Annotated in this window: 11 protein-coding genes and 4 pseudogenes; 9 read left to right on the top strand and 6 right to left on the bottom strand. The window is 56.9% G+C overall.

The genetic code is table 11. The features are described 5' to 3' along the window. Positions 1-119: 119 nt before the first annotated feature. Both QEV83_RS03210 and QEV83_RS03205 read right to left on the bottom strand, forming a co-directional pair. Positions 120-1,067 carry a heme o synthase gene (locus tag QEV83_RS03210; protein ID WP_280129830.1) on the bottom strand — a complete coding sequence of 316 codons (948 nt, stop codon included), beginning with the start codon at positions 1,065-1,067 and terminating at the stop codon, positions 120-122. Between the two features lie 482 nt (positions 1,068-1,549). Next, positions 1,550-1,786: pseudogene (locus QEV83_RS03205) on the bottom strand (IS5/IS1182 family transposase); the annotation flags it as partial. A 304-nt stretch (positions 1,787-2,090) separates the two neighbouring features. On the opposite strand from QEV83_RS03205, the gene QEV83_RS03200 reads away from it, so the two are divergent. Further along, complete coding sequence (locus QEV83_RS03200; protein WP_280129829.1) at positions 2,091-2,627, top strand: ACT domain-containing protein; 537 nt, start codon at positions 2,091-2,093, stop codon at positions 2,625-2,627. A gap of 952 nt (positions 2,628-3,579) precedes the next feature. Here QEV83_RS03200 and QEV83_RS03195 read toward each other — a convergent pair. After that, a complete protein-coding gene (locus tag QEV83_RS03195; protein WP_280129828.1) occupies positions 3,580-3,714 on the bottom strand; it encodes a hypothetical protein in 135 nt (44 codons plus the stop codon). A gap of 595 nt (positions 3,715-4,309) precedes the next feature. On the opposite strand from QEV83_RS03195, the gene QEV83_RS03190 reads away from it, so the two are divergent. Then, a complete protein-coding gene (locus QEV83_RS03190; RefSeq protein ID WP_280129827.1) occupies positions 4,310-4,888 on the top strand; it encodes a hypothetical protein in 579 nt (192 codons plus the stop codon). Between the two features lie 95 nt (positions 4,889-4,983). Here QEV83_RS03190 and QEV83_RS03185 read toward each other — a convergent pair. Beyond that, positions 4,984-5,181: pseudogene (locus tag QEV83_RS03185) on the bottom strand (hypothetical protein); the annotation flags it as partial. 12 nt (positions 5,182-5,193) lie between these two features. Between QEV83_RS03185 and QEV83_RS03180 the strand changes: the two are divergent. Continuing rightward, positions 5,194-5,580: pseudogene (locus QEV83_RS03180) on the top strand (integrase core domain-containing protein); the annotation flags it as partial. A 15-nt stretch (positions 5,581-5,595) separates the two neighbouring features. Here the strand turns inward: QEV83_RS03180 and QEV83_RS03175 are convergent. Continuing rightward, positions 5,596-6,638, bottom strand: a pseudogene (locus tag QEV83_RS03175) (sulfatase-like hydrolase/transferase); the annotation flags it as partial. 396 nt (positions 6,639-7,034) lie between these two features. Between QEV83_RS03175 and QEV83_RS03170 the strand changes: the two are divergent. After that, complete coding sequence (locus QEV83_RS03170; protein WP_280129826.1) at positions 7,035-7,181, top strand: hypothetical protein; 147 nt, start codon at positions 7,035-7,037, stop codon at positions 7,179-7,181. 99 nt (positions 7,182-7,280) lie between these two features. After that, positions 7,281-7,769: a hypothetical protein gene (locus QEV83_RS03165; protein WP_280129825.1), complete on the top strand. Its 489-nt coding sequence runs from the start codon at positions 7,281-7,283 to the stop codon at positions 7,767-7,769. A 6-nt stretch (positions 7,770-7,775) separates the two neighbouring features. On the opposite strand, the gene QEV83_RS03160 is transcribed toward QEV83_RS03165, so the two are convergent. After that, positions 7,776-10,097: a Tex family protein gene (locus tag QEV83_RS03160; RefSeq protein WP_280129824.1), complete on the bottom strand. Its 2,322-nt coding sequence runs from the start codon at positions 10,095-10,097 to the stop codon at positions 7,776-7,778. A 1,175-nt stretch (positions 10,098-11,272) separates the two neighbouring features. On the opposite strand from QEV83_RS03160, the gene QEV83_RS03155 reads away from it, so the two are divergent. The 4 genes from QEV83_RS03155 to QEV83_RS03140 all read left to right on the top strand — a co-directional run bounded on the left by QEV83_RS03155 (position 11,273) and on the right by QEV83_RS03140 (position 14,569). Then, positions 11,273-11,428 (top strand): hypothetical protein, encoded by a 156-nt coding sequence (locus tag QEV83_RS03155; RefSeq protein WP_280129823.1) that lies wholly within the window; start codon positions 11,273-11,275, stop codon positions 11,426-11,428. 659 nt (positions 11,429-12,087) lie between these two features. After that, complete coding sequence (locus QEV83_RS03150) at positions 12,088-12,780, top strand: DUF3489 domain-containing protein (RefSeq protein ID WP_280129822.1); 693 nt, start codon at positions 12,088-12,090, stop codon at positions 12,778-12,780. Between the two features lie 5 nt (positions 12,781-12,785). After that, positions 12,786-13,373 carry a DUF2924 domain-containing protein gene (locus QEV83_RS03145; protein WP_280129821.1) on the top strand — a complete coding sequence of 196 codons (588 nt, stop codon included), beginning with the start codon at positions 12,786-12,788 and terminating at the stop codon, positions 13,371-13,373. Further along, positions 13,370-14,569, top strand: a complete 1,200-nt coding sequence (locus QEV83_RS03140; RefSeq protein ID WP_348273251.1) for a recombinase family protein — start codon at positions 13,370-13,372, stop codon at positions 14,567-14,569. The genes QEV83_RS03145 and QEV83_RS03140 overlap by 4 nt, the downstream gene beginning before the upstream one ends. The last annotated feature ends 99 nt before the right edge of the window (positions 14,570-14,668 follow it).

The raw sequence follows: 14,668 nt of genomic DNA, 5'->3' as shown, positions 1-14,668 counted from the left end.
CTTGCCTCTAAAAGGTGCCTATTTGAACTTCCGTGGCGAACCAGCTTTCCGGTGCAGAGTGTGTTGCTATAAATGAGCGACGAGAGTTGAATTTCAATTCGCTGTTCGTTTTCGAGGCATCACCAGGACATGTTCAGAGGCGAAATTTCCGTTAGCCTCTCGCCGGCGATTTCGGCGAAGAGCAGGAAAAGATAGAGGATCGAAAAGCCAAACATCTGCTTCGCACATCGGTCTGCCTTGGAACCCGTCCGGTGATAATAGACCCGCGACGAAAACATCAGCATGAGCGCGCCAAGAGCGGCAGCAAAGATGCCATAGGCCAACGAGGCAAAGCCGACGAGCCATGGTGCAAGCCCGAGCGGAGCGAGAAGGAGTGTATATACGAGAATATCGCGGCGGGTGCGATCAGCTCCTTTCACGTTCGGGAGCATCGGAACCCCAGCGCGGTGGTATTCGTCGGCCTTCACCAGCGCGAGCGACCAGAAATGCGGTGGAGTCCAGACAAAAATAATGGTGAAAAGGGCGATGCTCGCGAGGCTTATTTCGCCGGTGGTAGCAGCGTAGCCGACAACAGGAGGAAGGGCTCCCGCGGCACCTCCGATCACGATGTTGAGCGGGGTCAAGCGCTTGAGCCACATCGTGTAGATGGCAACATAAAAAAAGATTGTGAAGCACAGCAGCGCAGCGGCGAGCCAATTGGTCACGATTGCCAAGATCATGACCGAGAGAACGGCAAGCACCAAGCCAAAGCCCAGCGCGTCCTCTTTTCTCATTCTGCCTGCGGGGATCGGACGATTTTGCGTCCGCCGCATGAGTGCATCAATGTCGGCATCGTACCACATATTGAGGGCGCCCGAGGCGCCCGCTCCGGCCGCGATGGCGAGCAGCGAGGCAAATGCGATCACCGGATTGACGGGCAAAGGCGCGACCAAAACGCCGGTGAATGCCGTAAAGATCACGAGCGACATGACGCGGGGTTTGAGGAGCGCCACGTAGTCGGCGGGCCTCGCGATTGAAATCGGGAGACTCTGAGTAAGTGCGCTATCACTTTTGCTGACAAAACGCATTTGATCCGACAATCCCCAGAAAGCCGTCGGCGTCAGCTCATCCTGCCTCCATTCCGCTCGCCTGGCAAGGCGGTGACAGCATGAATGGAAGCAGACCCGTCGGATTTCGTTCCCCAACCGGTCCTGTGTCGAAAGACGCTTCTCTTTCCTTCATCAAGACGCAGCTCTACCGTGAGTGTCAGTTCTGACGCAGAGGCGTGACTACATAAAGCAACGTGTCATCGCTGGACTAGTTCGCGACCAGCGAGATGCCATAAGAAAATGCGTCGCATCCATCCGCATCTTAAGCGTGCCGAAAGGATGCTCAGCCGCCTCCAGGCGTAGGCGTAGGCGCATAGCCTGGTGTTTCTTATCGAGACGTTGTTGCACGGCTTCAGCACATGTTCGTACTCCCATCGCGTAATGCGCCGCTCGGGTCCTGTTGTGCTTGAGATTTGAGCGGGCAGCTGGCCGCAAACCTTACGAATCGCGGGACCATTATCAAGCCGGCGGCTTGACTGAACCCGATTGAGATAACCATAAGTGTAGCTTGAGCAGCACCGACAGATGGTGCGAGGTCCGGCCGGTCGCCTCCGGGGCAACTCCGCAAAACTTCAATCGAGCTCCTCAACAAAGACGTCGATGACGCGAATCGGATTATCCTCGCAAATCCAATCTTCCAGGCATTCAGCAAAAAGTGTAGTCTGCACGCGATCTATGCCCTCAACAAAACGTTTCATCTGAGCCCCTACAAATCAAGTGGGAATCATAACGCGAAAATCAATTCGGCCCGCGCGGTTTTGCACAGCCAGGACTCCGAACGGACGTCACCTCCTGGATTGGGCAACCTCTGAGCGGCGCAGTGTATCCGCGGGGTCTCGCCGAATTGCTCGCGATATTTGACGGCGAGCGTCTACGCTGCAATGTAGGAACCGGATTTGGCCCCGATGGAAGCTCCATCCGGACGGTGTTGAACGTGACCAAAACCGGTGTAAGCTTTGCGGTATCGAAGTTGAGATTAGCTAATTACAGTAGGAGTTGGTTATGCCTGTCGAAATGGTTCTGACGATCATTTCGAAAGATCGACCGGGGTTGGTACAAACTTTAGCGCAAGTCATTGCCGATCATTCAGGCAACTGGATCGACAGCTCGATGGCGCGTCTTGGCGGAGAATTTGCGGGAATTCTGCGCGTCGATGTGTCAGAGCGCACCGTTGCGAGCTTTGAAAAATCATTGGCTGCTCTCGCTGAGCACGGTATTGCCGTGACCGTTCGCCATGACAGCGTGGCCCCGAGGTCTCACGGTCAACGAGTGCATCTTAACCTGACCGGCGCGGACCACCCAGGCATCGTTCGAGAGGTATCGAGCGCTCTGGCACGCCATCGCGTCAGCATCGATGAACTGCACACCGAAGTACGTCCCCGCAGCATGACCGGCGAGCCTTTGTTTACTGCAGAGGCCATCGTCATTCTTCCCACAGGCTTAACCATCAATGAGCTGCGTACAGAGCTGGAGCGCATTGGCAATGACGTCATGGTCGATCTCGTTTTGACCGAAAGTGATAATGCGAAGGCAGATTGATCTCCGTCAGGAGGCACCACACGCCCTCCCTCCAGTGCGGTGCTCAATCTGAGTTTTGTCAATCCCGACCCTGAGCGGACCTTCCGTTCGCAGGACGGTTCAGCGACTCATGTTGTGTAGATCAAGTCTCACTGCCTCTACTGAAGCGGCGATACAGAATAAATCTGGCCGAGCATAGAAATCGGAGTACCGGATCGTAAGCGCCCTAAAACAAAGTAACACCGGAGCCGAAACCGATCCTGGCTCTGCCTTCACTTCGACCGCCATTTATAATATGGTATCGTTTCGGTCCAAGGGAGTGGCGTCGTGATCTCAGTTATTGGCGATCTTCCCACAATTGGAGAAGTCTAATTCGTGCTTGTCTTGGATGCAATGCAGAGGATGACTAGATGCGTGTGCTTATCGCCCTTCTAGTGATTGCTTATCTTGCTGGTGTTGGTGTTGAGCTAGCGCCCACGATCAAAGCAAACTGGAGCACCGTCCCAGCGTCGCAATTTGTTGAGACTGTTGCGACGGAACTGCCGAGAGCGTTATCTTGGCCGGCGACGGCATATCTCAGCGTCGCAGAAAAGCCCAGTACTCCCGAAAAACCCAGTTCGCCCAATTAGCGTGAAACGAGAGTCAGACATTCGACGAAGAAAGATCACATTGACAAATTAGTGGATCCCAAATCAGCGCACTCGCGACCGTATCCTGAATGCCTGAATCCGTCCACACGGCCTAGGATGCAAGCGTCTGGTTAAGCCGGCCTACATTAAAAATGTTTCTCGCCCTTTCGACAGCTATTTGAACGACAGTTCTTTGCAACTTTCGACCACCGTCCATTTCGTATCAGGTGGGTTTGTTTTGGTGAAGACTATTCGGCTTCTTCCCGCCCTTGCCGTTTGCGGGTGATTTGGATGTTCGGCTCGACATAGCAGGGCGGCTTCGTCGGGGTCTTTACGGAGTTTGCCTAGGTGGCAACCAATTTCGGGATTCGGATCAGGTTGTAGGCGATGAGCTTCAGCAAAAATCCTCCGGCGACACGAGCAACGCTGCGGTGCTTGGTCTTGCGCATTGTGCCATGTTGTTTGCCCCAGCCCAACATTCGATCATCTTGCGGCGCTTCTGCGACTGCTCATTACTCCCATGCCGCGCGATGCGCGCGATGGCGAATGAGCCCGTAGTCCGGCTATTTCGACCAGTTTCCAATCGTTCGATGGCGTTTCATTCGAACGCGTCTTCGAAAACTTACAAAAACCTTGGCCGATTGATCGTGTAACGCCATCCCTTTCGCTGGATACGGTAACATCCTGCAAGAAAGAGCTTTCGAGATATTGGATTTTCTAATTCTTCCTCTTTGGCGGCCTGCCAAAATTTCAAATAAAGGGTTTCCAACCGTTTTCGGGGAAGTTTTGGAAACCATTCGATAAAGGACTTGAGAAAGCCAAAATACGAATATCATCAGCATCGCTGCTCCGAGGCGTTCCTCCGCGACGGACGTCAAAATCCGCCAAATTCAGGCGACCCCTTCATTGCGGCACTTGTTCTAAGTTCTGAGTCTGAAGCGATAGGATGACGGTCAATTTGATGGCTCCAGATAGTTGAGATAGAGGCGACGTGGGTCACCGCGCGATTACCAATGAAGTCTTAACTACCATGCATCTATTTTTTCAATTTATTTCGACGATTGGAGAGACCAGATGAACTGGTTTTCGACTCAATTAGGTGAAGCATTAATCGCCAGTCTCGTGTCCTTAAACATCAGCCTGATCATTGCTTTGGCAGCAATCATCATCGCCAATCGAAAAGCACGCCATAATTGTAAATTTGAGTTTGCAGCGGAGGACGTGGCTCGTGACATGCTCACGGACCGCAAATGGCCCTATCTAACATTTTGCGGCTTAAGGTATCATCTTAGCGGTTTCACCGACGATGAATTAAGAAGAATTCTGGTTCGAGCAGGTGGCATTCGGCTCACGGCCGGCGGACATGAGGTTTGGGGCCTTCTTGCGCGAAATCGTGAATTCCTTAGCGTCGAGGACATCAAAGAAGCTCCAGAAACGCAAATTTCTTTCGGCGCTTGTGGGCAACAACAGAACCTGCCTTTGCATGAGGGCGGCCCTCCAGACGAAGACAAACTTGACGTTCCAAGTGACTCATCCAAAGCGTTTGAGCGTGTGCGTGCAGAGATGATGAAGTTGGGCACGCTTAAGTGCGTCACGCCGTCTGCCCCACAGGAGGAAATAGCACTGGATGGCCCAGAATCGTCCCGAGCCTGAGCTTGTCTCGTGTCGTTGGCATGGACAACTGGTCGGTGGGAAGCGGTCATTGTCTGCGTTGACGACGGTGAATTCCTCGGAAAAAGTTCGATTTTTTGCTTCGTCCAGGAGAACGGGGTATCGAACATCCGGGTCCACGGCAGCGCCATGTGGTTGTAGGTCCTGTCCGACCCCCAGACGTCATAGAAATATTTGAGCTGATCCTCGACTGGGACCTGTACGCCGTTGAACATTGCGACTTCGTTCGGCGTGCCGATGAGCGTCCCTTCGGCAGACGAGCCGTTGTCTGGACTTGCCCTTGTTTAGTGGAGAGCCAAGATCTGGCGCTGTCTGCCTTGCGGAGGGCCATCGTCCTGCGCCGGCCAAAGACGGGTATTTTGCATCATTCTGATCGTGGCAGCCAGTATTGCTCCTATGATTACCAGCGTATCCTTGACCGGCACGGTTTCATCATTTCGATGAGTGGCAAGGGCAATTGCTATGACAATGCCATGGTGGAAACTTTGTTCAAAACGATCAAATCTGAACTGATCTGGCGCACCAGCTTCCAATCACGCTTTCAAGCCGAAAATGCCATCGCCAGATATATCGACGGGTTCTATAATCCCGTGCGCCGGCATTCGGCTCTTGGTTACAAAAGCCAAATAAATTTCGAACACGAAACTAACCAAGGGACAATGGCTCTCCACTAAACAAGGGCAAGTCCAGTCGCCGCTGATGTAGATGATAAGCGTGTTGTCGAGCTTGCCCATGTCCTCGACCGCCTGGATCACGCGGCCGATCTCATGGTCCGTATAGGCGAGATAGGCCGCATAACCTGACGGATGAACATCTTCTTCTCGTCCGCCGTCAACTCGTCCCAGTGCTTTAACAGGTCGTGCGGCCATGGAGTGAGCTTGGCGTCCTGCGGAATGACGCCAAGCTTCTTCTGGTTCTCGAAGATCTGATTGCGGACCGCGTCCCAGCCCTTGTCGAACAGATGCATGTCGCTGATCTTCTTGATCCATTCCGGCATCGCGTGATGCGGCGCGTGGGTGCCCCCCGGCACGTAATAGAGAAAGAACGGCTACTCCGGTGCGAGCGCATTGATGCGGTTCATATAGGCGATCGCATCGTCTGCCTGGGCGGTGATGAGGTTCCAGCCTGGTTTGCCGACATAAGGGTAGATCGCGGTAGTGTTGCGGAAAAGGTTCGGCTGCCACTGACTCGAATCGCCGCCGATGAAGCCATAAAAATATTCAAAGCCCATGCCTATCGGCCATTGGTCGAATGGCCCGTCCTGGCTTGCCTGAAAGGACGGTGTGGTGTGGTCCTTGCCGAACCAGGACGTCCGGTAGCCGTTGTCCTTGAGAATCCGGCCGATCGTCGCCTTGTCGCGGGCGATGATCGAGTCGTAGCCCGGAAAGCCGGTCGCCTGCTCCGCGACGGCGCCAAATCCCGCCGAATGATGGTTGCGCCCGGTGATGAGTGCCGCGCGAGTAGGCGAACACAGAGACGTCGAATGGAAATTGGTGTAGCGCAGACCTTCGTTGGCGATCCCGTCGAGGTTCGGCGTGGGAATCACGCAGCCGAAGGTTGAGGGAGCAGCGAATCCCACGTCGTCGGTCATGATGAGCAAGATGTTGAGCGCGCCCTTGGGCGGCTCCACGCGCGGAGGCCAATAAGGTTTTGACTGCGCCGCGTTGCGCTCGATCTTGCCATGGAATTTGGGAGGCGGCGGCGGCAGTTGCTCGCCGCTGATCGTTTCCATCGCGCCGGGCGAACCCGGAACGCCTGTGATCTGCTGCGCCTGCAGGGCGGCGCCGATGAGTGGAAGAAGCAAGGCGGCGAGCAGGCCGCGTATAGCCACACCGCCGATGGACTCATCGAGAGTCATAGTCTGTCCTACCTGCGTTAAGTTCTGAGTGAATAGAACCGCCACAATACCAAGGGATTCATGCGTAGACAGCAATGGACAAAGAAATTTATATAACGAAATTGTGGCAAGCGGCGGAGCGTCCACTATTTCAGGCCGGCGCCTATTCAGCGCTTCCAAGCGGGGTTCCGGCCGGTGCCGGCGGCCAATTCATCGATGGCCGATAAAGAATGGTGCGTCCAGGGGCACCTTCGGCTTTTTTTGCGGAGCGCCAGGCTCCAGGCCGAGCCGATGTTCGTTGCTCGCGAAGACCTCGGCCGGCCGTTCGAGATGCTTTTAGGCATCCTCAACGACGACGTCTTCGAAGCTTTTTTGAATGCTGCCGCCTCTTCGCGGCGCGGGGGATTTGGGGTACTTCGGGAGCGGCGTCTGGATTGACATGCCGCACTCGATCCGAAATTAGCGTTGGGTTGCCCTACCTACTAACGTTGCAACATGGGCATGCCGTCTTTGGCGACCCCGGAGGGAGGCGAAGGAGTGCATTGGAGTTTCGACTGGTCGTGGGGACTGCCGCTTCTGGTGCTCACAGTGGTCTTCCACGTCTGCGCGTTTGTGTTGATGGTGAAGGCTCTCGTGCTCAAGGTGCGTCCGGGAAAGGGCGTGCGCACTCTAGGTCATTTCATCGTCGCGATCGCGCTGACAGCGCTTGGGGCAGCGCTGTTGCATGGTCTCGAAGCGGCTGCATGCGCAATTCTTTACATTTGGGTGGGCGCTCTGCCCGACGCGCACGCTGCCATGCTGTATTCGCTCAGCGCGATCACAAGCTATGGCCATTCCAATATCTTCTTAGAGGATCGTTGGAAGCTTCTCGGCGCAATCGAGGCAATGAACGGGCAAATTCTATTCGGCCTGACGACCGCGTTCCTTTTCGCCGCCATTGAGGAGGTCTGGCCGGTTAAGCACCTAAAAATTTTTACTATCGCTGCGAACGCCGTCAGCGTCCTTCCGATATGCCCGCAGTGGTAGGCAACATCACTTGCGCCGTAACGCCTCACTCAGCGCTGCGCCGAGCGCACCCTCAGGCATAGACTTTGGCTGACGTGGGCTTTGTTGGCGCACGGGCTTCTTGTTCGCGTTACTCACTGCAACTTCGTTCGAAGCGGCCGTCGCGCGCTGCAGCGGCGCCTCGTCCTTGCGCATGGAAAGAGCTATCCGTTTGCGCTTCAGGTCGACCTCCACCACGCGAACTTTGACAACATCGCCGGCCTTCACCAAGGCGCTCGGATCTTTCACGAAATGATCGGCCAGCTGCGACACGTGAACGAGCCCGTCTTGATGCACCCCGATATCGATGAAAGCACCAAAGTTTGCAACATTCGTGACCGTGCCTTCGAGCATCAAGCCGGGCTTCAGGTCCTTGATGTCCTGGACCCCTTCGGTGAAAGTCGCGGTTTTGAATTGCGGGCGGGGATCACGGCCAGGCTTCTCGAGCTCGAGCAAAATATCGCGCACGGTTGGCAAACCGAAACGCTCGTCGACAAATTGTGACGGATCAAGCGATTTCAAAGTCGTCACGTCCCCCATGAGAGAACGGACATCGCGGCTACAGGCCGCGACGATCTTTCGGGCGAGCCCATAGGCTTCGGGATGAACCGACGAAGCATCAAGGGGTTCTGATCCGTTCGGTATCCGCAAGAATCCGGCGCAAAGCTCGAAGGCGCGGGGACCGAGACGGGCCACGCCCAATATATCACGCCGACAAGTGAACGCTCCTTTTTGATCTCGATGGACAATGATTGCGTCGGCGAGCGATGCGCTGAGTCCGGACACGCGCGATAGCAGCGAGGCGGAGGCCGTGTTGAGATCGACACCGACTGCATTCACCGCATCCTCAACGACGGCGTCGAGGGTGCGGGCGAGGCGGGTCTGGTTGACGTCATGTTGATATTGTCCAACGCCGATCGCCTTCGGGTCGATTTTTACAAGTTCAGCAAGGGGGTCCTGCAATCGCCGTGCAATGGACACGGCGCCGCGCAAGGACACGTCGAGATCGTGCATTTCAGCCGCGGCTTTGGCCGATGCCGAATAGACCGAAGCGCCCGCTTCGCTCACGACAACTTTGACCGGTTTGGGAGCGGGCAGGGCGGCGATCACCTCCGCCGCCAGGCGGTCGGTCTCGCGGCTCGCTGTCCCATTGCCGATCGCGATCAATTCGATATGGTGCTTTTGGATGAGCCGTCTGAGTTCCGCACCCGCCCCAACTACGTCGTTGCGAGGTTGAAATGGATAGACGGCCGCCGTCTCCAAAAGCTTGCCGGTTCCATCGACCACCGCAACCTTCACGCCGGTCCGGATTCCTGGATCGAGACCCATGGTTGGCCGTGCCCCAGCCGGCGCGGCAAGCAACAAATCCTTAAGGTTGCGTGCGAAGACATGGATGGCCTCAGCCTCAGCCCGCTCGCGAAGATCATTCATGAGATCGAGCGTGAGATGAACCGATAACTTTGTCTTCCAGGCGAAGCGAGCGGCGTCAAGCAGAAACACGTCGGCGGCTCCACCTTGCAGCGCGATCCCATAATGTTGTGTGATCATCTGCTCGACTGGCTTCAGCGCCGAGGTGCTTTCCGCATCGATTTCGATATCAAGCGAGAGAATGTCTTCGTTACGGCCACGGAGCATGGCGAGGGCGCGATGGCTCGGCGTATTGGCAAACCGCTCGCGATGGTCGAAATAGTCCGAGAACTTCGCGCCGGCCTCCGCTTTTCCAGGGATTATCCGGGAACACAGCATGGCATGAGCTTTGACGTAACTTCTGAGCTGTCCCACAAGACTGGCGTTCTCGGCGAAAGTTTCCGCGAGAATATCCCGAGCACCATCGAGCGCGGTTTTTATGTCTGGGACCAGCTCGGAGACATAAGCCTTTGCCAGTTCGGCGGGAGTTGTCGTGCGATCGGCGAGGATTGCGTCCGCCAAGGGTTCAAGTCCACGCTCGCGGGCCATCTCGGCGCGGGTCCGGCGTTTCGGCCGGAACGGCAGATAAATGTCTTCGAGCTCCGACTTTGCGACGGCGATGGCGATCTTCGCTTCAAGGCCCGCAGTCAGTTTGCCTTGGCTGCGAATCGTGTCGAGAATGCTCACACGCCTCGCCTCAAGCTCACGCAAGTACGCGAGACGCTCTTCGAGCTGGCGGAGCTGGGTGTCATCAAGGCCGCCGGTGGCCTCTTTACGGTAGCGCGCAACGAAGGGAACCGTGGCGCCTTCATCGAGCAGGCCGATCGCGACCTTCACTTGTTCTTGCCGCGCCCGGATTTCGGAGGCAATGGTTCGAAGAATGCGGTCGGCGCCAGAGGTCATTCCTATTTTACCCTCTCGAATCGGGCCCACGGCGGCTATGTCAGGTTCGTAAGTTTACTTGTCAATAAGGCGGGGCGCTCTCAGCCTGCGCCTTTTCGCCGAGGTGACGGCTTCTTACACACTTGAGTGGCAAGGTCGAGTAGGCGCCTGCTCAGAGCGATTCCTAAGAGGTCAATCGATGCCCGGGACGAGCGACAGAACGAGAACGTCCAAGACGCCTAAGACCCCGCCCCCCGAGAAGGGGCGCGAAGAAAAGTCATGAACACAACCTGTTTCCTGCGACTAAAACGCGAGCGGCGTCCCTTCCATCACCGAATAGCTAATGGGCTCCGCATGGTTCTAACGCGCAAAGGGATGTATTCGAAAGTCTGGATTTCAGTTGACGTGCAGCCCACGTTAGGAAAGAAGAGATGTGCTTTCTCCAGGCGTTTGACCATAGTCCTTTTGTCGCGGAAGATTTCTCCAAGAGACGAGATTGAGTAGGACAACCCGAGCGCGCCGGCCGAAGCGTCCATTTGTCCGCCCTCATCGAGAGAGCCATCCACCCCCAGAGGTCCAGTGCGTCATACTGTCCGTCCTTTCATCAAGGAATTCAAAGCCCGCTCGGGGAAATCGTCGGCGGCTCATCGGCGGCCGACCGGCTATAACGACAATGATGGGTCGAAGCCGTCGTTCTTAGGTCTCAATGTTTTCTTACCTCGCCAAAACAACTTTGACGGCGAACTCAAGGTCACGTTGACAGCGGCCGAAGCAGTTTTTCGAAGGGGAAGTCCGGTGGACACGCTTCCCGAGACATCTCAATTATCCAACGCCGCTTTGGGCCGGGTGTTGCCGAGTCTTATCGGCGAAGACGATCCGTTGCCTGTTCGATTAACAGACGGCGATGAAAAATCCCGCCGTGGCCGCCGCATCGGGAAGGTCAAGAGCCCTTTGCCCATCCGGCGTAACCAACGAACTCTCGAACCAAAAAGTGACGTGGCGAGGGTTTTCCTGGAACGGCCCGATGCAAATTGCTCACCGGATATATTGATCGCTTCGACGCCTCTTCGAAAGCGCAGATCAATTCAAAAGCGTTGGGTTCTCAAGACAGAATTCAAAGCCGGAGAGAAATGGAAGCGGCGCTTGTGCAAGGCTGCACGCCGACATGCGAGCACCCAAGTAACAGGCGCCAGAACTTGACCTCTTTAAGCGATAGGATCTCGGCGTTCATCGTCGATCAATTTCCGCCCGACGGATCGCCAGTCGAATTGCTCTGTGTTGATCACAACGGAACCTACGTCATTTTGAAACGCACGAAATTATCGAGGCTGACGTGGCGGGCTGGCGTCTGAGGGGCAGGAAGGCCCACGGCTGAACCCGGAGGCCGCTTCGCCGCCATCTGGATGAAATAGGGCAACGGATTTGCCAAAATATCGTAGAGGAGTTCTAAAAACGATACAAAGGGGGCCGGGTAGAAACCTTTCCCCTTTGTAAGCCAGAAGTCGCGCTTACCGCCATCATGCTAAAGCTCGCTATCATCGCAATCGCATTTCCGTGGTGAATGCTCGACTCCTAGTGAGCAGTCCTATCGCTTGTAGGGTAGTGCGTGCTGAGCCCACGCAACAATGGCGCACCTGAATTAAGCAGCTTCTCGCCAGTAGCAAAATAGCGCGCTCTCTATAGTGGGTCTTGCGACGTAGCGGCCCTCCGACTCGAACCCCCGACGATGAATTTTGTCGAGCTTCGAGCCTGCAGGCTGCCCTTTCCACATTTGTGAAGCGCAAAAGGTTCTCCACTGGCTTCGAAGCTCTCGCCTCGCCAAGAGGCTGAAAATACTATGCGGCGTTCGGACAAATGACTGGACTTCGCGCGGCAACGAAGCATTGGTGGGTGCCGTCGAGCCCACCAGGTTAGACGACCGGTTAGCCTTCCTCCACCCTGCTGGCCTTGTGCCGATGGCGGGGTTTGGTCAGTGGCGGCGCTTTGCTGTCGCGACAGTTGGAGGAGAACCATGACCAAGCTCACTCACAGGCAAATGACCGTGCTTTCTGGCGCGGCGCAGCGGGACGATGGCGCCGTGATTTTGCCGGAGGCGATGATGCCAGCTTCACTGGCGAAGCTTTCGCAGGCCCTGATTGCGCAAGATCTCGTCCGCGAGGTGCGTACAAAGTCCAAAATGCCGGTCTGGCGCCGCGATGCGGCCGGACGGCCCTTGAGCCTCGTGATCTCGCGGGCAGGGAAAGCGACGATCGAAAGCGCGACGAAAATCTTCGAGAAAGCTACAGCAAATCGCGGCAGGAAAGGAGTGTCGGGAAAAGTTGCGGAAGCGCCTGCTGGCGTCGAACCGAACCTAAGGAAGGTTCGTCGTGAGGTACTGCAGGACGTGAAGAGGAAGCTAGCGCCTTCCCGCAAAAAGGGGCCGGTCAAGGAGGCCCCATCTAATAAGAGTCAAGCTTTTCCCCCGCCATTGTCTTGGCGTCCACGTGCGGGTTCGAAACAGGCACTGCTCATCTCGCTGCTGATGGCCGCCGAGGGGGCTCCACTCGGCACGATCGTCGCGGCAACGGGATGGCTGCCGCATACGGTCCGGGCGGCGCTGACTGGCTTGCGTAAGCGCGGCTATGCGATCGCGCGCCTGCAAGAGTCCGGCGGCAAAAGTTCGTCCTATCGCATCGTCACGCATGCGCAGCCTGTTGTGGCGTGACGTAGATGCCGATGCACACGCATTCGATGGAGCGACCGGCACCCGGCCGGTCTGCTCCGGATCCCACGGCCTCCGAGATCGAGAGCTTGAATGCTCTCGATCTTGGTTTGCTGCACCGGCGCTGGCGTGCGCTCATGGGACGGGCGCCGCCGCCACATCTCTCGCGTAGCCTCATGGTCCGCATCCTGGCCTATCGCCAACAGGCGCAGACTCACGGCGATCTCGATCGCGCGACGCTGCGGGTGCTCGACGCGGCGTTGGGGCAGGGGGAATCTGCGTCGGGGTCATCTCCGATCGCGACCAGCTTCGGTCCTCAGCCAAATTTAAGACCGGGCACGGTGCTCGCGCGCGAATATAACGGTGTTCTGCATCGCGTGATGGTGGGCGAGCAAGGCTTTGTCTGGAATGGGCAGACCTATGAGAGCCTTTCAAAGGTTGCCCATGCGATCACCGGCACCCGCTGGAACGGGCCCCGCTTCTTCGGCCTGCACCAGAAGGGCAACGGCAGCGATGGGAAGCCCGAAGTAGCGCACCAAGAACTTCCCGCGTGTAGTCGGCCGGATGGCGCCTGTGGCTCGGAGGCGGCTCCATGACCAAGCCTACCTTGCGCTGCGCGATCTACACTCGGGTGTCGAGTGACCAGGGGCTCGAGCAGGATTTTAACTCGCTCGACGCTCAGCGCAAGGCCGCGGAAGCCTACATCAAAAGCCAGGCGCATGAGGGATGGAAACTGCGCCGCGATCGCTACGATGATGGCGGCTTTTCCGGCGGTTCCATGGAGCGGCCGGCGCTGCAAAAGCTGCTTGCCGACATCGTGGAGGGGCGGATCGACGTGGTGGTCGTCTATAAGGTCGACCGGTTGACGCGATCTCTTGCCGACTTCGCCAAGCTTGTCGAGCTCTTCGATGCCCACAAAGTCTCGTTCGTCTCGGTGACCCAGAGTTTCAACACGACGAGCAGCATGGGTCGGCTGACCTTAAATGTGCTGCTCTCGTTTGCCCAGTTCGAGCGCGAGGTGGGCGAGCGCATCCGCGACAAAATCGCCGCCTCGAAGCGCAAGGGGCTTTGGATGGGCGGTGTTGTTCCCTTGGGCTACCGAGTCGAGGCCCGCAAGCTCTTGGTGGATGAGCCCGAGGCAGTCCACGTCCGGCGCATCTTCGCACGCTATCTCGAACTTGGCTCCCTGCCGGCCCTCCAGCGCGAGCTGCGGGAAGAGGGCATCCGCACACGATCCCGGCAGCTTGCTTCGGGCAAAATCATCGGCGATGTTTCCCTGACGAATGGGCCGCTCGCCTATATCCTGAAAAACCGCCACTATCTCGGCGAACTCAACCACAAGGGCAAGAGCTACCCCGGCGATCACGCGGCCATCATTCCCGTCGATCTGTTCGAGGCCGTGCAACGGAAATTGGCGGCGAACCTCAACCGGCGGGACACGCGGCGATCGCGATCCGAGGCGCTTCTTCTTGGCAAGATTTTTGATGATCGCGGCAACAAGATGAGCCCGAGCCACACTCTCAAGAAGGGCGTCCGCTATCGTTACTATGTCTCTAGCCCCGTGGTGCAAGGGCGGAAAAATGAAGCGGGTTCGCTCAAACGGGTCCCGGCGGTCGAGATCGAAAAGCTCGTGATCGGCGCACTTCGGGAACATGCGTGCGCCGGACGGCAAGCAACGAAGCTGACCGACAAGGAACTTGTCGACACACGGCTTGGCCGCGCGGTGATCCGCAGCCGCGAGATTGAGGTGACACTCGCCGAAAGTCCTGAAACAGCAGATTTGTTCGATTAACTTCCCTCTGCTGACGACAATTCGCCAATATCGGAAGAAACCGAGAAATTTATCCAAATCGCTTGGACGCCGCAACCGTATCGCCGCACGCGCGAGATC

The sequence above is a fragment of the Methylocapsa sp. D3K7 genome (assembly GCF_029855125.1).
GTDB lineage: Bacteria > Pseudomonadota > Alphaproteobacteria > Rhizobiales > Beijerinckiaceae > Methylocapsa.
This window is presented reverse-complemented; position numbering and strand designations above follow the sequence as displayed.

Excerpts from the sequence above, each read along its gene's own strand:
- QEV83_RS03210 (WP_280129830.1), bottom strand. The coding sequence starts at position 1,067 with ATGCGTTTTGTCAGCAAAAGTGATAGCGCACTTACTCAGAGTCTCCCG.
- QEV83_RS03200 (WP_280129829.1), top strand. The coding sequence starts at position 2,091 with ATGCCTGTCGAAATGGTTCTGACGATCATTTCGAAAGATCGACCGGGG.
- QEV83_RS03195 (WP_280129828.1), bottom strand. The coding sequence starts at position 3,714 with ATGTTGGGCTGGGGCAAACAACATGGCACAATGCGCAAGACCAAGCAC.
- QEV83_RS03190 (WP_280129827.1), top strand. The coding sequence starts at position 4,310 with ATGAACTGGTTTTCGACTCAATTAGGTGAAGCATTAATCGCCAGTCTC.
- QEV83_RS03170 (WP_280129826.1), top strand. The coding sequence starts at position 7,035 with ATGTTCGTTGCTCGCGAAGACCTCGGCCGGCCGTTCGAGATGCTTTTA.
- QEV83_RS03160 (WP_280129824.1), bottom strand. The coding sequence starts at position 10,097 with ATGACCTCTGGCGCCGACCGCATTCTTCGAACCATTGCCTCCGAAATC.
- QEV83_RS03150 (WP_280129822.1), top strand. The coding sequence starts at position 12,088 with ATGACCAAGCTCACTCACAGGCAAATGACCGTGCTTTCTGGCGCGGCG.
- QEV83_RS03145 (WP_280129821.1), top strand. The coding sequence starts at position 12,786 with ATGCCGATGCACACGCATTCGATGGAGCGACCGGCACCCGGCCGGTCT.
- QEV83_RS03140 (WP_348273251.1), top strand. The coding sequence starts at position 13,370 with ATGACCAAGCCTACCTTGCGCTGCGCGATCTACACTCGGGTGTCGAGT.